The organism is Arthrobacter sp. D1-29, assembly GCF_054130585.1.
The window spans coordinates 3485378-3505420 of the sequence record NZ_CP096383.1 but is presented as its reverse complement, the minus strand read 5'-3'; the positions used below and the strand labels follow the sequence as shown (position 1 = coordinate 3505420).

The 20043-nt window shown below is 59.9% G+C and carries 15 protein-coding genes; 9 read left to right on the top strand and 6 right to left on the bottom strand.

All coding sequences use genetic code 11. The annotated features are described in order from the left end of the window. The first annotated feature begins 20 nt into the window (after positions 1-20). The 5 genes from glf to M1E17_RS15755 are packed head-to-tail and all read left to right on the top strand — an operon-like array spanning position 21 to position 7072. Positions 21-1208, top strand: a complete 1188-nt coding sequence (gene glf / locus M1E17_RS15775; RefSeq protein WP_457962913.1) for a UDP-galactopyranose mutase — start codon at positions 21-23, stop codon at positions 1206-1208. Beyond that, positions 1205-3196: a glycosyltransferase gene (locus tag M1E17_RS15770; protein ID WP_457962912.1), complete on the top strand. Its 1992-nt coding sequence runs from the start codon at positions 1205-1207 to the stop codon at positions 3194-3196. The genes glf and M1E17_RS15770 overlap by 4 nt, the downstream gene beginning before the upstream one ends. Next, complete coding sequence (locus tag M1E17_RS15765; RefSeq protein WP_457962911.1) at positions 3197-4066, top strand: ABC transporter permease; 870 nt, start codon at positions 3197-3199, stop codon at positions 4064-4066. It begins immediately after the preceding gene. 1 nt (position 4067) lies between these two features. Beyond that, positions 4068-4838 (top strand): ABC transporter ATP-binding protein, encoded by a 771-nt coding sequence (locus M1E17_RS15760; RefSeq protein ID WP_457962910.1) that lies wholly within the window; start codon positions 4068-4070, stop codon positions 4836-4838. After that, positions 4835-7072, top strand: a complete 2238-nt coding sequence (locus M1E17_RS15755; RefSeq protein ID WP_457962909.1) for a hypothetical protein — start codon at positions 4835-4837, stop codon at positions 7070-7072. Before M1E17_RS15760 ends, M1E17_RS15755 begins: the two co-directional genes overlap by 4 nt. Before the next feature lie 93 nt (positions 7073-7165). On the opposite strand, the gene M1E17_RS15750 is transcribed toward M1E17_RS15755, so the two are convergent. The 4 genes from M1E17_RS15750 to M1E17_RS15735 form a co-directional block, all read right to left on the bottom strand. Next, a complete protein-coding gene (locus M1E17_RS15750) occupies positions 7166-8026 on the bottom strand; it encodes a glycosyltransferase family 2 protein (protein WP_457962908.1) in 861 nt (286 codons plus the stop codon). Then, positions 8023-8529, bottom strand: coding sequence for a GtrA family protein (locus M1E17_RS15745; protein WP_457962907.1), 507 nt, complete (start codon positions 8527-8529; stop codon positions 8023-8025). The genes M1E17_RS15750 and M1E17_RS15745 overlap by 4 nt, the downstream gene beginning before the upstream one ends. A gap of 117 nt (positions 8530-8646) precedes the next feature. After that, the gene (locus tag M1E17_RS15740; protein WP_457962906.1) at positions 8647-9603 is read right to left on the bottom strand and encodes an NAD-dependent epimerase/dehydratase family protein; all 957 of its coding nucleotides are present in this window, start codon (positions 9601-9603) and stop codon (positions 8647-8649) included. Next, entirely contained in the window at positions 9593-10648 is a 1056-nt protein-coding gene (locus tag M1E17_RS15735; RefSeq protein WP_457962905.1) for a glycosyltransferase, read from the bottom strand. Before M1E17_RS15735 ends, M1E17_RS15740 begins: the two co-directional genes overlap by 11 nt. Before the next feature lie 176 nt (positions 10649-10824). Here M1E17_RS15735 and M1E17_RS15730 point away from each other — a divergent pair, with 176 nt between their 5' ends. Together M1E17_RS15730 and M1E17_RS15725 are read left to right on the top strand one after the other, a co-directional pair. Next, positions 10825-13131 carry a hypothetical protein gene (locus M1E17_RS15730; protein WP_457962904.1) on the top strand — a complete coding sequence of 769 codons (2307 nt, stop codon included), beginning with the start codon at positions 10825-10827 and terminating at the stop codon, positions 13129-13131. 53 nt (positions 13132-13184) lie between these two features. Beyond that, complete coding sequence (locus M1E17_RS15725) at positions 13185-15140, top strand: DUF7657 domain-containing protein (protein ID WP_457962903.1); 1956 nt, start codon at positions 13185-13187, stop codon at positions 15138-15140. On the opposite strand, the gene M1E17_RS15720 is transcribed toward M1E17_RS15725, so the two are convergent. Next, positions 15125-16672: a DUF2142 domain-containing protein gene (locus M1E17_RS15720; RefSeq protein ID WP_457962902.1), complete on the bottom strand. Its 1548-nt coding sequence runs from the start codon at positions 16670-16672 to the stop codon at positions 15125-15127. The genes M1E17_RS15725 and M1E17_RS15720 overlap by 16 nt on opposite strands. A 29-nt stretch (positions 16673-16701) precedes the next feature. Beyond that, positions 16702-17571, bottom strand: a complete 870-nt coding sequence (gene rfbA, locus M1E17_RS15715; protein ID WP_457962901.1) for a glucose-1-phosphate thymidylyltransferase RfbA — start codon at positions 17569-17571, stop codon at positions 16702-16704. 57 nt (positions 17572-17628) lie between these two features. Here rfbA and rfbB point away from each other — a divergent pair, with 57 nt between their 5' ends. After that, positions 17629-18627, top strand: coding sequence for a dTDP-glucose 4,6-dehydratase (gene rfbB / locus M1E17_RS15710; RefSeq protein WP_457962900.1), 999 nt, complete (start codon positions 17629-17631; stop codon positions 18625-18627). Next, on the top strand, positions 18624-20033 hold the full coding sequence (locus tag M1E17_RS15705) for a sugar nucleotide-binding protein (RefSeq protein WP_457967784.1): 1410 nt from the start codon (positions 18624-18626) through the stop codon (positions 20031-20033). The genes rfbB and M1E17_RS15705 overlap by 4 nt, the downstream gene beginning before the upstream one ends. Positions 20034-20043 lie beyond the last annotated feature (10 nt).

Genomic DNA, 20043 nt, shown 5'->3' with positions numbered 1-20043 from the left:
TCCACCACACAGGAGAGTTCGTGAACGCTGACCTCGTCATTGTAGGGTCAGGCTTTTTCGGCCTGACAATAGCAGAACAGGCCGCCACTGAGCTCGGCTTGAAGGTAGTCGTCCTCGACCGCCGCCACCACATCGGTGGTAACGCCTACAGCGAGAATGAGGAGCAGACAGGAATCGAAGTGCACCGCTATGGGGCGCATCTTTTCCACACATCCAACGAGCGCGTTTGGGAGTATGTCAATCGGTTTACCACGTTCACCAACTATGTACATAAGGTCTATGGAGTCCATAAGGGCGAGGTGTATTCGCTGCCCATCAACCTGGCCACGATCAACCAGTTCTTTCGTGCGAACCTGACTCCGGGCCAGGCCCAGGCACTGATTCAGGAGCAGGCAGGGGAGCTTGCGGGTACCGACCCGCAGAACCTCAATGACAAGGGCATCCAGCTGATTGGCCGCCCGCTGTACGAGGCCTTCATCAAGCACTACACGGGCAAGCAGTGGCAGACCGACCCTAAAGACCTGCCCGCGGGCATCATTTCCCGGCTGCCGGTGCGCTACAACTACGACAATCGGTACTTCAACGACAAGTACGAGGGCCTGCCCACGAACGGATACACCGCCTGGATCGAAAAGATGGCAGAGCACCCGAACATCGAAGTCCGGCTCAACACCGACTTCTTTGACGAGTCGCACGAGTACAGCAAGGACAAGGTAGTGGGAAACATACCGGTGATCTACACCGGACCCGTGGACCGGTACTTCGACTTTGCCGAGGGCAAGCTTTCCTGGCGCACCATCGATTTCGAGGAGGAAGTCCTCGACGTCGGCGATTTCCAAGGAACCTCGGTGGTCAACTACAACGACGCCGATGTTGCCTACACCCGCATCATCGAACCTCGCCACTTCCATCCGGAGCGCAATTACCAAACGGAGAAGACCGTCATCATGCGCGAGTTCTCCCGTGCGGCAGAGAATGGCGATGAACCGTATTACCCCATCAACACGGCATTGGACCGGGAGCGTTTGCTGAAGTACCGCGACCTGGCCGCTGCCGAGTCCGATGTGCTCTTCGGCGGGCGTCTGGGCACCTACAAGTACCTGGACATGCACATGGCCATCGGCTCAGCCCTGACCATGTTCGAAAACCAGATTCGCCCGCATTTTGCCGACGGAGCGAAGTTTGAAAGTGGAGGAGTAGAAGCATGAGTGCCCAAGCAGGAACCATCGACTGGGCAGCAATCCAGCGCATCATCCTCCCTTCACCGGACCAGCCGGACACAGTGTCGCTGTATGTGGACGCCGGAACGGCGAGTGGCATCCGGCTCCGTGAGAATGACGAATTCGCCCGGACGCCGAAGCTGTTGGAAGACAAGCTTCACCTATCCAGTTCGGAGAGCCGGGAGGCGCATTTCGAAGACCTGCTGTCACGGCACTCCATGCGTGTCCGTTCAGGTGAGCAGATCTCGTTCGGTACGTATTTCAACGCCTTTCCGGCGAGTTACTGGCGGCGCTGGACTTCGGTTCGGGAGATCAGGCTGGTGGTCCGGACCAGGGGCACCGGAACCGTAACGGTCTACAAGTCCAATGCCCGCGGATCTGTACAGCGTGTTGACGGCAGGCACGTCGACGGCGATTCCACGTCCGCTTTCGAACTGACGCTTAAGCCCTTTGGTGACGGAGGCTGGTACTGGTTCGACCTGGCAGCAAGTTCCGGCGATCTGGTCCTTGAGGACGGCCAATGGGAGGCGGAAGGCATTTCCCGGCCGAGCGGCCAGGTGACCCTTCAGATCACCACCATGAACAAACCCGACTTTTGCCTCAACAACGCCAGGATCCTGGCTGACAACCCGGAGGTGCTCCGGAACGTCAAGGAGATCCTGATCGTAGACCAGGGCACCCAGAAAGTTCAGGACCAGGGCGATTTTGCTGCCGTCAGCACATCACTTGACGGAAAACTCCGGATCATCAATCAGGCAAACCTGGGCGGATCGGGTGGCTTTGCCCGCGGAATGTATGAGTCCATAGAGAACGGCAGCGACTATGTCCTGCTGTTGGATGACGACATCGTGGTTGAACCCGAGAGCATCACCCGGCTTCTGACGTTTGCGGACTATTGCCGTAAGCCGACGATTGTCGGAGGCCATATGTTCGACCTCTACAACCGAAGCGTCCTGCACACCTTTGGTGAGGTTGTTGACCCGTTCCGGATCGTTCCGGCCGCGCCGCATGCTGACATGGAAACCCGGCACGACTTCAGTGTCTCCAACCTGCGCCAAACTCCCTGGCTTCACCGCCGCGTGGACGTGGACTACAACGGCTGGTGGATGTGCCTTATTCCAACAGCGGTGATCAAGGAAATCGGGCTTTCCCTTCCGCTCTTCATCAAATGGGACGACGCCGAGTATGGACTTCGCGCGAGGGAAGCAGGTTACGCGACAGTATCTCTCCCAGGTGCGGCTGTTTGGCATGTTTCCTGGATTGATAAGGATGATCTGGTGGGCTGGCAAGCCTACTTCCACGCCAGAAACCGGCTCATTACAACCCTGATTCACAGCCCGTACCCAAAGGGTGGCCGGGTGTTGCGTGAGTCTGTCCAGGCCGATGTAAAGCACCTGGTGTCCATGCAGTACTTCACCGAACACGGGAGGATTGAAGCTCTTAAGGACCTTTTCAAGGGGCCGGACGCCCTCCATCAGGTCCTGGCCACGAAGCTTCCGGAGATCAACGCGCTCAAGTCCTCATACCCGGACGCCCAGCTGAAGGACGACGTGGACGACTTCCCTGCGCCGAAGATCGGCCGCGGCCCCATGGGCGGCATCGTCGTCGGGATGCCCAGCAAGAAGGATCTGATCCCGTGGGGGATCAAGACCGTTGCACGGCAGCTGATCAAGACGCCGGGACCCGAGAGCTCCGAGCGGCCCCAGGGCTACCTTGCCCACCGTGATAACCGCTGGTATCGAGTGGCCCACTATGACAGTGTTGTGGTTTCCAACGCCGAAGGCACGGGCGCATCCTGGTACCAGAGGGACCCGAAGAAGCTCAAATCCATGCTTGCGGAAGCGACAGTGCTGCACGCGAAGTTATTCCGCGAATGGGACAAACTCGCCCACGAGTACAGGTCCGCCGTAGCCGAGATCAGCTCCATCGACGCGTGGAAAAAAACGTTCGAGGCGAACACCAAGGACGGGAACTAGATGGCGGGTCAGTCCGACCAGCTGGTCAGGCCCGGAAGCGGACGGGGCCTCCTGGATGTTTACGGCGACCGGTTCCTCCTGAAGCTGCTGGTGCGCAAGGAAATCAAGGTGCGCTACCGGGGTTCTGTGCTGGGCCTGATGTGGTCTTACGTCAAGCCGCTGGTCCAGTTCCTCATTTACTTTGTGGCGCTCGGCATTTTCCTGAACCTCCAGCGCGGTACGCCCAATTACGCGATTTACCTCTTTGCGGGAATTGTCTTGGTCAACTTCTTCACGGAGTCGCTGTCCAATGCCACCCGTTCCATTGTGGACAACCGCGACCTCATCCGAAAGATCTACCTGCCGCGGGAGCTTTTTCCTGTGTCTACGGTATGGGTTTCGGCGGCACATTTTCTCCCGCAGCTTCTGGTCCTGATTGGCGCCTGCCTGGTGGTGGGATGGACGCCGTCGATCCTCCAACTGGCGGCTGTCGGACTGATATTCCTGATGGTCGCGGTTCTCGCCACGGGTCTGGGCCTGATATTTGGTGCCATCAATGTCTACTTTCGCGATTCCGAGAACATCGTCGACATGATCGTTATGGTGGTCACCTGGGCTTCCCCCGTGCTCTACGTCTGGTCGATGGTTGAGCGTGTCATGGGGCCATGGTTCTGGGTGTACCAGCTAAACCCCATGACAGTCGCCGTCGAGGTCTTCCATTGGGCCTTCTGGGAACCCACGCTCAAGGCCGATCAACTGGTGGGCGACGTCATGCCGCCGGATCTTTTCACGCTGTGGCTTCCCGTTGCCATGGTGATCACGCTGATCGTTTTGTTCCTCGGCCAGTTTACGTTCCGGCGCCTCGCCGTTCACTTCGCTCAGGAGCTCTGACATGACGAAGCATGGCCATGTAGCCATCAGCTGCATCGACCTGCGGAAGCAGTTCGTCCTGCGACACACCCGTTCCCTCAAGGAAGCCCTGGTCTGGCTGGTCAAGGGCCGCAAGGGTGATCTGTCGAAAAAGTTCCTGGCACTTAACCACGTCTCCCTCGAAGTCAGACAGGGCGAGACAGTTGCTCTCATGGGGCTCAACGGCTCGGGGAAATCGACGCTGCTGAAGCTGATATCCGGAGTTCTGCAGCCCGACGGCGGAACGGTCCGCACGCGGGGCCGTGTAGCCGGCCTGATCGAAGTGGGCGCAGGGTTCCATCATGACCTCAGCGGCCGGGACAATGTGTACCTCAACGGAGCCATCCTGGGGATGACCGAGAAACAGATCGACGAGATGTTTGATTCCATTGTCGAATTCTCCGAAATTGGAGAGTTCATCGACACGGAAGTGAAGTTCTATTCGTCGGGCATGTACCTCCGGCTCGCGTTCTCCATCGCCGTACACACGGATCCGGAAGTGTTCCTGATCGATGAAATCCTTGCGGTGGGAGACGAACCTTTCCAGCGCAAGTGCATTGCCAAGATCAAGGAGCTCTCAGAACTGGGAAAGACCCTGTTTGTTGTGAGCCATGACCTGGATTTGGTTGCCACAGTCTGTGAACGCGGCGTACTTCTGGAACACGGCGAGGTGATCATGGATGGCGAGGTGCATTCCGTTGTGGCAGAACTGAGGCGGCGTTCCGCGCAAACGGAATCCGAGGATAGTTTGTGAGTGCTTTGCGTCCCCGCAGCGACGTCACGTGGCTGATTGGGACAGTGGTTGCCGCCCTCGTTGGGTCCCTGATTCCGCTCATCACCAACAACAGGTTCTACTACTATGACGATACCCAGGCCGGGGCCTTCGGTATCTGGTTCGAAATTGGCACCAAACTCAGTGCGGGAGAGTGGCCTGTCTTCAGCGACAGTGCCTGGGGGGCAGGAAATTACGCTGCTGAAGGCCAGTGGGGGATCTGGAATCCCCTTATTCTTCTGATCGGTTGGTTGGCGAGCCGCTCGGCCAATATTGTTGTCTTTTCAACAATCCTCAAGATCGCCTTTCTCTGCCTCCTTGCTGCCGGCACCTTCCTGCTGGCAAGGAGCTACAAGGCCAGGCCTGAGTGGGCGGCCATCGCCGGGGTTGCGGTGACGCTGACCGGATTCACCGTGTACATCGACGCAGCCTCCTGGGTCACCGGGCTCATGGTGTTCAGCCTTTTGCCCCTCACCTGGTACGGGCTGCGCCGGATGGCATTCAAGGAGGGCAATCCTCTGCTTGCACTGGCTTCGGCCTACGTGCTGATAACCATTGGCTACGTTCACGGTACGATCATGCTCGCCATCGTCTTTATGGGTCTGCTGGTGGAGGCATCACTGCAAGGAAGCCGCAGGGGAGCCTTCCGCCTGCTCCTCGCCGGCCTGGTGTGCGGGCTCATCGCGTTGGCGGTGTACCTCCCGGGGGTCCTCACCGCGCCGGTGACAGCCCGCACCGGGGGAATTGTGAACAGTGGGTTCCTGACGCCCGACCTCACCGGTCTGTTCACTGCCTGGGTCCCCGGCACCCTGCCTCAAGTCACTGGATGGTGGGGCGGGTTTGCAACGGTACCCCTGCTGTACGTGGCGTGGTTTCTCCCGATCCTCTCGATAGTGGACTACCACAGGGTGAAGCGGGCAGGCAGGGAGCTTTCAGGACTCTGGTTTCTTGGACTAATGTCGTTGGCCTTGACGTTGGCCCCCAGCGATCTGGGGCCTCTTCGATTTCCGATCAGGGTCATGCCCTACGTTGCCCTGGCTGTCCTGCTGACACTGTCGGTGCTGGTCTCACGCTTCAGGGTGCCCGTGCTCAGCCGTGGACGCGTGATCGTCACTGCGGCGACGGTGCTCGCCGGACTCTACCTCGGCTGGAGCCAGTTCCCGTCCTTCCGCGTGGCGGCCATCTTCGGGCTGCTGGCAATCGGGGGTATCGCCGGACTCCTCTTTTTCCTGTACGCTCCACATCGGTGGCCCCGGCTCAAAGGGCCAGTGGTTTTGGCCGGGGGAGTGGTACTGCTGAGCATGGCCATTGCCGGGGGACAGCACGTGGCCTTTAAATCGTCGCCGCTGCCTGACTACAGGATGCCGGACACCCCGGCAAGCTACTCCTCTCAGCTCCCGGAAGCACAAGGTGGCACCTTCATCGTGGGCGATCCCACTAAATTGGGACCACAGATCTGGGAGGAAACACTGGCCTCTAACGCGTGGTATTTGAACTCCGCCGAAGTCCAGAACCTCTACACGCCGATCATGTTCGCCAAATACGCTGAGGATCTGTGCATCTCAAGCCACGGCTGGACCTGCCCGGCGGCCGCCGGGAAGCTCTTTGAGACGGACACTGCCACGGGTAAGGTTCTGGCGGATCTGCTGTCCATCGACACCATCCAGCTACTTCGCGATCCAGAGGCCCCGTCCGGAGATCGCTTTGGCGGCGCACCTCCAAACGGCTGGCATGAAGCCGACCGCAGCACCGACTCGGTGGTCTGGGTCCGGGACAAACCGCTGCTGAATACCGGCCAGCCCGTCTGGACCTCAGAGGGGACCACCATTTCCCTGGTCTCGGAAACCAGCCGCGAGGTTCGGATCCGCGTGGACGGGATGGAAGATTCGGCGGTCAAGGCCGTACTCAGCCGGCTGGCGTGGCCCGGATACAAAGCCGAGGGGGCAACTGTCTCAGCACCCCTGCGCGGGTACCTTCTCGCCGTCGACATTCCCGCGGGCTCTGTCGGAAAAACCCTCACCATAAGCTTTGAACCCCCGGGCTGGCCGGTGGTTGTGGGCAGCATTATCCTGGCCGTCGGCGTGGCCGGGGCGTGGACTGTGGCGGAACTGATGCTGCGCCGCCGCCGGAGGCGCACCACCGAGCCGGTCAGCTCCGAAGGAGCGGCCGGCCCAACTGCGGTGGGTCAGGACGTTGGTATGAGAGTGAAACAGTGAAGGCTGTTCCCTAACCGGGACCTGGCTGGGAGACCCGGTCCGGGCTGGAAAATCGCCCCCCGGGCCCACCAGCGCCAGGAAGTCTGGCTGTCCTCAGACCGTGCTCTGAACGGCGTGCTGATGACCCATGCGCCGGTTCAGCCGCAGGTAAGCGAGGCGCCGGGCGTATGACATGGCAATTGCCTTGCCATTGCCCACAAGGACGTCCACCCGGCTCAGCAGCGACGGGTCGTCCTTCCGAAGCTGGTTATGGAAAGCAATGGCCTGGTCGGACTGTTGGCGGGCGAGGCGGACGCTCCATTGGCTGGCGCTAATCCGGAAGGACGCCAGGGTTTCCCGCAGCGCTACAAAGTCGCCGTGGCGGCAAATGCGCACCAGGGTGGCTTCATCGATGAGATACGGATGGGTGTTATCCCACCAGCCTTCCGCAGCCAGAAGCTCCCGCTTGAACAGGGAGCACGCCGGCTCGCCGAAGATGTTGGAACCTGCCCGCACCGTAGCCCGGATGGCCTCGCGACCGCTGACGCGGCCCTGAACGCCTTGCAGTCCCCGGCCCTTTAGGAAGATCCCTCCGTTAGCGTCCACCAGGTCTCGGCGTGAGGAGACGATAACAGCACCCGGGTTGTCTTCCAAGGCCTTTACCTGCAGTTCGAGCGCCTCGGGGACGATCAGGTCGTCGCCGCAAACAAGCTTGAGGTATTCCCCCTTAGCCTCCTGGCTGACGCGGTTCCAGTTGGCTTGAGCCCCGCCGCCTGTTGGTGTCGGGCTCAAAAACCGGACCTTGGGATGATCTGCATACCGGGCGATGACTTCAGCCGTGCCATCGATCGAGGAGTGGTCAGCGATCACCACCTCGTAGTCGTCGAAGGTCTGGTTGAGTACGGACTGCAGAGTCTCTTCGATGTACTGGACGTTGTTGTAGGCAGGAATGACGATAGAGACTTTTGGACTCATGGGGCACTTTCCTCGGTGGCAGTGGTGGGCGATGCGGCTTCAGGGCGCCGGCGGAAGGAGAAATACTTGTGGCCGAAGTAGTTGATGACAACCGTCACGCAGGTGATCGTGATCTGGGCTGGTATTTTCGGATAGCCAAGAACTTCATGTGCTGCAAAGAGCAGCACCATGTTGACGAAGAACATCGTCAGATTGACCAGGGTGAAACGGCCGAGGTCCAGCCAGAAGTGGCCCTTCACGCGGAAGACAAGCTTCCGGTAGACAAAAAACACCGCCACAAGTGAAATGACGAACGCAATGCTGAGGACAACCGGCGACGGAAGCTCCGGGTAGATCCATGCGATCGCTACAAACAATGCGGTGCTGAATGCAGTGTTGATGCCACCCACCAACAGGAAAGCGACGCGCTGGTCCTTAATGATTTTCAGGAGGGGACCAGGCGGACCGTTATGGATACCCTTAACAGCTTCCGCTGGGGAATCGGGTTGTTGGGTGGAAGCCACATATTCTCCGAACTTAGGGCCGATAACCGGCAAACACACACCCTAGACTACCGAAGTGGTGCAGGCGCATAACAACGAGGGGCAACTGGCGGGCGAACCTGGCCGCGTTCAACCAACTCAGAGCTGACCTGACAAAGCCAGCCTCTGGACTTCCTGCACCGTGTTGTTGATGCCCACAGCCAAGGGAGTCACGGGGTGCTCGTCAAGCTCAGGCCACACAACGGAGCGCAGCCGGAGATCGTGGGCCTGGGCCTTCGCAAACGGGGAGGCGCCGAGGATGATCAACGGCCGGCGCTTGAAGATGGCTCGGCAGGCTCCAATGAGGTTGCCAATGGTGTCCGCCCTCTGCGAAGCGAGGATCTTCACCACAGTCTCGCCCGGCAGGACATCCGGGTGGACGAGCCGGCTAAGTGCATCGGTGACAAGCCGGCTGGCGTCATCCACGAACAGGTAATCCCGCAAGGTATCCAGGGAGACGTAGACGGAAACAGGCGCGCCCGTGAGGTGAGCCTTGGCGAACACGGAAATGAGGCCTTGGGGTTTTTGGAGGTTCTGCCCCGGCCCATACAGGTTGCTCACCCTGCCAATGAGGCTTCGAACCCCTGTCCTCGTGGCAAACTCCGTGACAGCTGCCTCAGCACGGAGCTTGGCAAAACCGTACGGCGCCAAGGGCTGCACCGGACTTTCCTCGGTGAATGGAGGCGTGCTTGAGCCGGCATACACCCCGCCGGCCGAAGAAGCGAGGAAGAGCGCCCCCATCTGCCCGCCGTCGTTGCACAGGATCTCTTCGAAAGCTGCCAGCGCTTGGGTGAGCAGGGACAGTTCCTCGTCCAAAGCATCCTGGGAAGTCCCGGTGACGCCAGCGCCCGCACACCAGGCAATGGTCCACGGGCCGGAATCGGCTGCGTCACGCAGCCGCTCAGCACTGCGCCTGAACTCCTTGATGGCGACTTCCGGATCGTTCCACTGAATCTTGCTTGTCAAAACAGGGATGTGGCGGGACTCGAGTTCTCGCACGACTGCCCGCCCGAGGAGGCCACCGGCGCCGATGACCCAGGTAGGCCTAACCTGCATCAGCCACCGGGCCGGCGGGCGACTGGACAGGCGCCTTCTGTGGACTCTTACCTAAGGGCCCCAGCGCAGGGTCACTCACAATGAGGTAGGCCGGCTTGCCCATTGCCATGTTGACGTTGACCCCCACGTACTCCGCTATCACCCCCAGGGCGAAAAGTATGGCGCCCGTACTGACAAGAAGTACCACCATCGTCGACGTCCAGCCCTGCTGCCCCGCTCCATGACCGGTCAAGTACGCGATAACGAAGTAAATGGCCAAACCGATTCCCGCCAGAGCAAAAACAGCGCCGATAAGGCTGACCATTCGAAGGGCGCGGGTGCCGCTGGAGATCACCATCCGCCAGAAATGGGAGAGGAGTGAACGGAGCCCGTAGCCGGACCGGCGGTCACCTTCTTCGCGGAGCACAACGGGGCAGGTGGCGGTTCTGTCAGCGATCCAGCCCATCGCGACGTCGAGGTAGACGCCATGGCCGGCGTAGGCTGCCACTGAACGGGCTACTTCGCCTGTCACCAGCCTGAAGCTCTGGTAGCTGGTCGCGTCGTCGCTGGACAGGACGAATCTCACGGCACGTTTCGCACTCTTGGACGCCATGTTCCGCAGGAAGCCGTGCGGTGCCGGGTTGCTGGGCATTGCATAGGTAACGGACGCATTCTGCGCCATAGCCGTATCCAACATATCTCCAATGGCGGCGGGGTCATGTTGCCCGTCCTCGTCCATGGTGACAATCCAGTCGCCCCCGGCGGAAGCCATCCCAGCGAGCGTGGCCGCGTGCTGTCCAAAGTTTCGGCTCAACCAGACACCGCGGACGATATCGATGGATTGCGTCAACGACCGGATCACCGCAGCGGAGTTGTCTGGGCCATGGTCGAAGACCAGGAGCACTTCCGAGACGACAAAATTGTGGCCACCCGCGCTCATGGACGTTTGCCGATAAGGGAGGAGCTCGTTGACCACGCCAACAAGCGTCTTCTCACCCTGGTAGACGGGTATGACGACAGAAATGCGGTGGGGCGTCGAGCTTGTCTCGGGTTGAGCCAGTGTCATGTCAGAAGATTCTACCGGCTCCGACCAGTATTGTTGGCGCAGCAACCCTTTGATGGGGCAGAGAGGGTCCACCCATGGGTGGCGCTTTAAGTCGCCAGAAAGTCGCTCAGGTATTATGAATCTGTCCCTCGCGCACCGTCCTGCGCTGGACGCATGTCAACTGAACGGAACGTGAATTGCAGCCTGTCCCATCGTCCTCGTCACTCAACAGGAACTGGCTACTGCTGACCGCCGGATCGGTTTTGGTGCTGAGCCTGATCCCGCTCATCTTCTACGGCCGGTATTACTTCCAGGATGATACCGAAAACGGCGCATATGGAGTGTGGTACCACCTTGGCGAGAGTCTGTTCCAAGGGAAGGTTCCTGTTCTAAATCCTTCAGTTTGGACCAGCGGCAACTATATTGCCGAGGGTCAATGGGGTACCTGGAACCCCTTGGTCATGTTGTTCGGTGTGCTCGCGTACATAAGCCCCAATGCCATTATCCTCACGACTGTTTTGAAGGTAGCCATGCTGGTTGTTGCCGGCGTTGGCACCTTCGTCCTTGCCCGGAGCTATGCTGTCGCGCCGGAATGGGCGTTCATTGCAGGGATCGCCGTTCCGCTGAACGGCTTTACGATGTACTTTGATGCACCCTCGTGGGTCACGGGCGCGCTTGTCTGGGCAATATTCCCCTTCTTCTGGGCTGAGCTGCGCAAGCTCATGGCAGGCAAACGAAACCCCTTTTGGGCCTTTATCACGGGGTACTTGATTGTCACCGTCGGGTATGTGGCAGGAACCGTCGCCATCGGCTTCATCCTCCTGGCAGTTGGTATTGAGACCTTGATCCGCAGGGCCTGGCGGCCTGCAGCGAGGATCGCGATCACAGGCCTTTCCATCGGGTTCGTCGCCGTCGTCGTCTTCCTTCCCGGTGTCCTGACAGCGGCCGTTACCACGCGCGGAACCACGGGCATCTGGAACGACGACTACATGAGCATCGATTTCACGAGCTTGCTCATGGCCCCGATTGCCACCGCCTATCCGCAGCTTCTCTCCTGGTGGTGGTCGGGAACGGCGTCAACGAGCCCGGCCGCCTACATCGCGTGGTTCCTGCCCGCCATTGCCTTCGTCAGCTGGAGTGTCTTCACGAGACTGTCGGCTGAGCTGCGGGACCTGTTTTTCTTCCTGGCTGCGTCTGCCGCCTTTGTCCTGCTGCCGACGACGATCGGCCCGTTGCGGTATCCGGCCCGCTTTATGCCGTACGTCGCGCTGGCCGCAGTTCTGTTTGTCGTTATCGCACTGGCGCGCGCCAGGCGGCCGTCGATCAGCCGTCCCTCGCTCTACGTGGCACTGGGCCTCGTTGGCGTTGCTGCGTATCTCGCATGGGCCCAGGTTCCTGCCCGGTTCCTTACCATCACGGTGTGTGCCGCTCTTGTCGCCGCAGCGCTGGTGGCCATGTGGTGGCTCCTGAACCATCCGGAAGTGAAGGGCCATCGCTGGAACAGGTTTGGGCTGAGGGCACTGTCCCTGCTCGCCATCGGTGTGCTGCTCGCGACGACGGCGACCACCCTTCTCCAGCATCGGACGTCGGCTCGAAGCGGCCTGTCGATCGCAAACCAGCCTGAAGATGTCTCTACCTACAAGGGCGTCCTTCAAGGTGTGAAGAACGACGTGATTGTTGTTGGTGACCCTTTGGATTACCCCCAGGAGAAGAAGACCTGGGAACAGACGCTCATGGCGAACGCTTGGTATTTGAGCGACGCCAGCGTGGTGAATCGCTACCAGTTGGTCGGATTCTCCAGGCTGAATCAGCTTCTTTGCCTCCGATATCTGGGAGGAACCTGTCCTGAACTTGCGGACAAGCTTTTTGATCGCCGCGTCCAGACCGGATTGTTGCTGGTTGACGAACTGCAGATCGATAACATTCAGATCCTGAAGGAATCCTTCAACAAGCCCCAGGTGCCCATGGCATCGAATAACTACGTGTCCCGCGACGAGGAAGTGGAGATCCCAGCGGTTCCGGAAGGCTGGCACGTCGCAGCCGAGACTGAAGAGACAGTACTGTGGAGCCGCGATGTGCCGCTGGGTCCTGCCGGAGGCGTGACATGGACCGACTCGGGAACCCGCCTTAGTGAAGTCTCCAGGGACGACACCAAGGTAGTGCTGAAGGTCGAAGAGGTACCGGCAGATGGCGGCCGTGCGGCTCTGAGCAGGCTTCCCTGGCCGGGATACAGCGTGGAGGGCGCCAGCTTGACGCAGCGCCCGATCGGCGGGTACCTCCTTGGTTTATCAATTCCTTCGGATGCCCAGGGAAAGTTGATCACCATCAGCTTCGAACCTCCGGGCTGGCGGGTCGGCATCCCTCTTTGGGGCGCAGCGGTAACGGGGATGCTCATCTGGAGCCTGGTGGCGGTACGGAGGCGACGGACGGATGGTCTTGTGGTGCCTGAGATTACACGCGACGAGACCGAGCAGCGGGCTCCGGTCTACGACGGCATAAAGTGAAGGTCGGCGCGGCAGGTGCCATGGAGGCTTCCGTGGCCTCTGGAGGAAATAAGTTGAATAGGAAACTTCCCGAGCCCCTCGCCCGGACCACTAGCCGCTTTATGCAATGGGTCTGCGTCAACGACCGGGCTGCACGTGTGATCACTATTGTGGTCTTCGCCGTCCTCGTCCTCCTCGGGATCACCACATCGTCGATTGGCATTGCAGACCTCCGACAGGACCCGGCGAACCCGCTGGGCTGGCAATTCGGTAATTCACGGCCCATCCGGTCGGATGAGATCCATGCCTATTCAGCGATTGTGATCTCCATCCTCGCTACCCATGGCGCTCCGAGCCTGAGCCCACTGGCCGCTCGAGCCGATCTGATCCATAGGTTCCCGACCGACGGCTTTTTTGAGCAGTTCGTATTCTTCGATTCCACTATGCTCCGCGCCTCCGTGATCCTTCCTGAAAACATGCTCTTCGCGGCGCACTGGTGGCTGCCTTCCTTGATCCTGCTGCTGGCGCTGCCTACGTGGTTCCATCAGCTTGGACGCTCCCGCCGGTATGGGTGGTTGGCAGCAATCCTGATTGTCTTGTCTCCGTCGAGCGCGTGGTGGTCTTTGATGCCCGTTGCACTCATCGCCTACACGGTCGGTGGCAGCGTGCTGATGATCGCCGCCTTCCAAAGGTTCAGCCGCGGGCAGCGCCTCCTTCCGGTCACCATGGGCCTGGTCGGCGGAATCTTGATCGCCGGTCTTCCCTCGTTCTATGCACCCTGGTCCCTGATGCTCGGACTGCCGGTTCTGGGCGCCTCCACTCTGTGGATTTTGCTTCAGCGCGGCGACTGGGGACCTCGCCTGAAATCGGTGCTTGTCACGGGAGGAACGGCGCTGGTTTTCGGGGCGGGCACGCTGCTGGAAAACCGCGAGGGTCTCCAAGCCCTCTTGGGTACTGTCTATCCTGGTTCAAGGCGGGTGGGGGCAGACCCCCAGCCTTTCGGTCGCATCTTCGGCGCGCCGGCGCTCGGGCCGCTGCAGTTCAGCGAGCCTGTCGGTATTAACGCCAGCGAGCTCTCGTCATCGTTTACAGTCTTCTTTGTATGGGTCCTGGTCCTGCTGCTTGCGGCACGTTGGCGGCCGACATTCCGCGACAATGTGCCTGAATGGATCTTTGGAGCCTGGTCGGCGCTGTGGATCTTATGGATCAGCCTGGATCTGGGTGCCGCCGCCCGGATGATTCCGTTGTTCAACATGGTGACCCCTCCCCGGGCTACCCAGGTGGTGGGAGTGCTGGCCGTCGTACTCCTTTGCCTGTTGATCAGCAGATGGTCTCCGCCTGCCTCGTGGAGGGTGCCTCTCCTGTCCGGCGCCGCATGCGCCCTTCCGACTGGATACGCGGCCTGGCTCCTGAAGGCCACGGATTTGCCGGATATATCCACAGGGCTCATTTTTCTGGCCTCAGGCGTGGTGGGCATGACTGTTGCCGTCATCACAAAGTATCCCCAGCGTTCCTGGCCCTTGATGTTCTGCGCCCTCTTCGCTGCGCTGCCAATTGCCCGCGCAAATCCTTTCCTAGCGGGTACGGGAGATCTGCGTGCATCGGAGACAGCCAAAACCGTGGCCGCACAGGTCCCAGCGGCGCAGGCGGGGGGAAAGCTGTGGGCAGCTGACAACCCTTCCATGAGCACCCTGCTCCTGGCTAACGGCATGCCTTCGCTGTCTGGACTCCAGCGCTCAGGGCCTGACGCGGAGGCATGGCAGAAGCTGGATCCCGGCTCGGCCTTCTCAGACAAGTGGAACCGCGGTGGCGGCTATATCTTCTTTGCCTGGGCGCCTGGGCAGCCCACCACCTTCCAGACAAACGATTTCGACGCCGTCGGAGTGGTGATTGATCCCTGTGTTCTCAAGGGCTCCTGGCCGAACCTCGACCGGATCGTGGCGTCACAGCCGCTGGAAGCCCCGTGCCTCACCCTGGATTCCGAGCTGCAGTGGCAGGGCAAACCAGCCTACATTTACGCGGTCAGCTGAGGCTGACCGCGTTCCGCGTTGATACCGCGCCGGATCAGCCACAGGGCGAGGACCAGCATGAGTATGAAGAATGCAACACACAGCAGGGTGCCGCTTGGCGGCTGCCAGGATGGGTTGGTAATCATCTCACTCCAGCGCCGGTCCACTGCCCATCCAGTGACATAGCGTCGGAGCGTGTGGAGGAACGTCCATAACTGGAAGAATGCAACGAGCACGGCGGCAGCGTACAGGATCGATGCTGTCTGCTGGGAAAAAGAGCCGGGATTGGTGCGATCCAAAGCTATTCCGCAAACCAACAGCAGCGGGAGGAACAGTGCGAGGACGTAGCGGCCCTGCCAAACGATCCCAATCGTCTCAACGGCCTGTGCCTGAAGTAGTGGCGGCAGCAGGAGAAGTGCTGTGAGCAGGAAGACTGTGGCGGCACGCGTGCGTCCCTTGGACAATACGACGGCACCCATGACCAGGGCCCCGGCAAGCCCTAGCCAGAGTACAAAAGCGCCCAGCGGGGCAGGTACTTCCAGCCAGCCGAACTGGCCGACATAGCCAGTGGCGTAGTCAAAGGTTCGGTCCATCATTATCTCGGCGCCGGCCCAGGGGGAGTAGCCGGCGGCTTCGAAGGGGTTACTTTCCAGGCTGTCGTGACGGATAAGCCAGTAGAGCGCGAAGGCACATGCAAGACTGATCGCTGCGGTCCCTGACCATACCCAAGCGTTGCGGCATAACTCCCTTATTTGCGACCAGGTTCCCAGAATGCAAGCTGTCATGACCATGAGTGCCAGCCAGAGAAGGGACAAGCCTTTCGTGTTGGCCAACAGACAGGCAGCTGCCGTTATAGAGGGAACATAACGCCGATACGCGTCCGGTTCCGCGGAACGCTCCAGGAGGAGAACCAGATTTGCCAGCAGGGCGGCTGACGTGGCGTATTCAAGTGAGTTTGGGTTTACGGCCCCGTTGAGGAAGAGGACCATCGGGGTAACAGAGACAGCAGCGGCGACCATGGCCCATTTGCGTTGGCGCATTTTCGAGAGAGCCGAAAAGGCAAAGGAGAGGAAAAGGCAGCTCAAGACGGCATTGATAAGCCGCATTCCATAAACTGCGCCGGCGCCACTGTTCACCAGCGAGGGGAGTCCGACCACGGTGTAATAGATCGGATTGTAGTTGCCCGCAGACGTGCGTGCATCGACCAGAGCGTTGATGTCACCATCAAACGGTGGGACACATGCAGGCGTGATTTCCTTCTGCTGTGCAAAGCAGCCAAAGCTGTCGTAGTAGGCGATTCCGGCTGGGACTTTCACAAGGTGGAAGCCGCCTCCGCCAGCCATTTCGCGTCCAGTCAGCTCGCCTCGGACGACGGAGGCTGCCTTGATGACGTGGGCAGGTTCATCGGGAACTCCCATCAGCGGCGTGGCCACAGTCCATGCCGTGGAGAGTCCCATCAGCAGCAGGAAAACCCACCAGAACGTTCTTCGCCCGGATTTTTGCGCTCGGCCGTCGGCAAGCTCGTCGACACCGGTTCGATCTATAAGGAACACATTCGGCCGGTTGCCGAGTCGCATTGGGTTCAACGACCGTTTTCCAGGAGTCCCAGCAGGTAGGTTCCGTAGCCACTCTTGAGCAGAGGCTCAGCGCGTCGCCGAAGATCGTCGTCGCTAAGGAAGCCCAAGCGCCAGGCGATCTCTTCGGGGGCCCCAATCTTCAGGCCCTGGCGGTTCTCGGTTGTACGGACAAAATTGGATGCATCGTTAAGGTCGTTGAAAGTTCCCGTGTCCAGCCAGGCCGTCCCGCGGGGAAGAATCTCAACCTGAAGCTTTCCTTTTTCCAGATACGTCCGGTTTACGTCCGTGATCTCCAGCTCGCCACGGGGGGATGGCTTCAGGTTCCGCGCAATGTCAACGACGTCATTGTCGTAGAAGTACAGTCCCGGGACGGCGTAGTGGCTCTTGGGTTTCTCGGGCTTCTCCTCCAGGGAGATGGCCTTGCCGGTGTCGTCGAATTCGACCACACCATAAGACTTCGGGTCCGCAACCCAATAGCCGAAGACCGCCCCGCCGTCGATGTCCTCAAAACGGCGAAGCTGGGTTCCCATGCCCTGCCCGTAAAAGATGTTGTCGCCGAGGACCAGTGCCACCGGCTCATTGCCAATGTGCTCGGCTCCCAGGATGAATGCCTGGGCCAGTCCGTCCGGGGACGGCTGTTGGAGATAGCTCAGGTTGATACCGAACTGCGAGCCGTCTCCCAGCAGGCGCTGAAACTGCTCGGCGTCATGGGGCGTAGTGATAATGAGGATGTCCCGGATGCCTGCCAGAATCAGGGTGGAAAGCGGGTAGTAGATCATCGGCTTGTCGAAGACCGGCATCAGTTGCTTGCTGACGCCAAGGGTAATCGGATGGAGCCGTGAGCCGGTACCGCCGGCCAGAATGATTCCGCGCATACAGTACATCTTTCCTGCTGACTCGCGCATCATCCAAATCCGGTAACCTTTGAAACTATGCAGCGACTTTTAGTAACCGGCGGCGCCGGCTTCATTGGCTCCAATTTTGTCCACTACGTCCTGTCCTCAACGGACAACCACGTGACAGTCCTCGACAAGATGACGTACGCAGGCAACCAGGAGTCGCTGGCGAACCTTCCGGCCGAGCGGTTCCAGTTCGTCAAGGGTGATATCTGCGACCAGCCCCTCGTGGACGAGCTGGTCGCAGCTCATGACGTCGTTGTTCACTATGCCGCCGAATCGCACAATGACAACTCCCTGCATGATCCGCGTCCGTTCCTGGACACGAACATCATTGGCACCTACACCCTTATTGAAGCGGCCCGCAAACACAACAAGCGCTTTCATCACATCTCTACGGACGAGGTCTACGGCGACCTGGAGCTCGATGACCCGGAACGGTTTACGGAAAACACGCCGTATAACCCGTCCAGTCCCTACTCATCCACGAAGGCCGGCTCAGACCTGCTGGTCCGTGCCTGGGTGCGTTCTTTCGGGCTGCAGGCAACCATCAGCAACTGCTCGAATAACTACGGCCCGTACCAGCACGTGGAGAAATTCATCCCGCGCCAAATCACGAACGTGATCGACGGCATCCGCCCGAAACTGTATGGCAAGGGGGAGAACGTCCGGGACTGGATCCATGCCAACGACCACTCGTCCGCCGTTCTGGCAATCATCGCCAAGGGCAAGATCGGTGAGACCTACCTGATCGGAGCCGACGGCGAAAAGAACAACAAGGACGTTGTGGAACTGATCCTCAAGCACATGGGTCAGTCCACTGACGCCTACGATCATGTCGTGGACCGTCCCGGCCACGACCTGCGCTACGCGATTGACTCCACAAAGCTCCGGGATGAGCTTGGCTGGGAACCGCAGTTTTCCAATTTCGACGCCGGCATCGAGGACACCATTGCCTGGTACCGGAACAACGAGGACTGGTGGCGTCCGCAGAAGGCCGCGACCGAAGCAAAATACAAAGTGCAGGGCCAATAGGCATGGAGTTCCAGAAGAAGCTCGCAGCCACGGAAACACCCATTCCCGGCATGATGCTTTTCGATCTCCCGGTACACGGTGATAACCGTGGCTGGTTCAAGGAGAACTGGCAGCGGGAGAAGATGATGGCGCTCGGGTTGCCGGACTTCAGCCCTGTCCAGAACAACATCTCATACAACGACAAAGCCGGTACCACCCGGGGAATCCACGCAGAACCATGGGACAAATTTGTGTCCGTGGCGGCCGGCCGCATTTTCGGCGCCTGGGTGGATCTGCGGGAAGGACCGACGTTCGGCTCTGTCTTTACCGCCGAGCTCGATGCGGGAAGGGCGATCTTCATTCCCCGCGGCGTCGCAAACTCCTACCAGACGCTCGAGGACAATACGTCGTACGTGTACCTGGTGAATGACCATTGGTCGGCCGATGCCGAGTACACCTTCGTGAACCTCGCTGACGAAACTGTGGGAATCGCATGGCCGATCCCGCTTGAGCAGGCGGAAGTGTCCGACAAGGACATGGCGCACCCCCGCTTGGCAGATGTCACTCCAATGGCGCCCAAGAAGACGCTCGTGCTGGGGGCCGATGGTCAGCTTGGGAAGGCCCTTCGTACGGCGTACGCGGGTGATTCGAGTGTGGAGTTTACTGACCGGAACACCTTTGACCTCCTCGATCCTGCTTCGTTTGGCAGCCGCAATTGGCGGAAGTATTCCACCATCATCAATGCTGCGGCGTTCACTGCAGTTGACGCCGCAGAGACCGAAGAAGGCCGCCAGGCTGCCTGGGCCCTCAACGTTACCGCCGTTGCCGAACTGGCAAAGGTCGCAGTTGCCAACAGTTTGGTGATGGTGCAGGTCTCAAGCGACTACGTCTTTGACGGTCTACGTCCGTCACATGATGAGACCGAGGGCCCGACTCCGCTGGGAGTCTATGCACAGACCAAGGCTGCAGGGGACGCCGCCGTCAGTGTGGTTCCCCGGCATTACATCATCCGGACCAGCTGGGTCATAGGTGACGGGCCGAACTTTGTCCGCACCATGGCGTCCCTTGCAGAAAAGGGCGTTTCACCCGCCGTCGTCAACGACCAGATTGGCCGCCTCACCTTCTCGGAAGATCTTGCAGCCGGAATCAAGCACCTTTTGGACGTCGGGGCACCATTTGGTACCTATAACCTGACGAACGACGGCGAGCCTCAGTCATGGGCTGATATTGCGGCTGACGTTTTCGAACTTTCGGGACGCCCGCGTGGCAGCGTCACCGGCGTCTCTACGTCGGAATATTTCCGCGGAAAGACGGCAGCACCCCGGCCCTTGAACAGCGTGCTGGACTTGACCAAGATCACCGACGCCGGCTTCCGTCCTGAACTGGCCGTTACGAGGCTCAAAGGCTATCTGGAGAACACCAAGTAGCTGGTCGCGA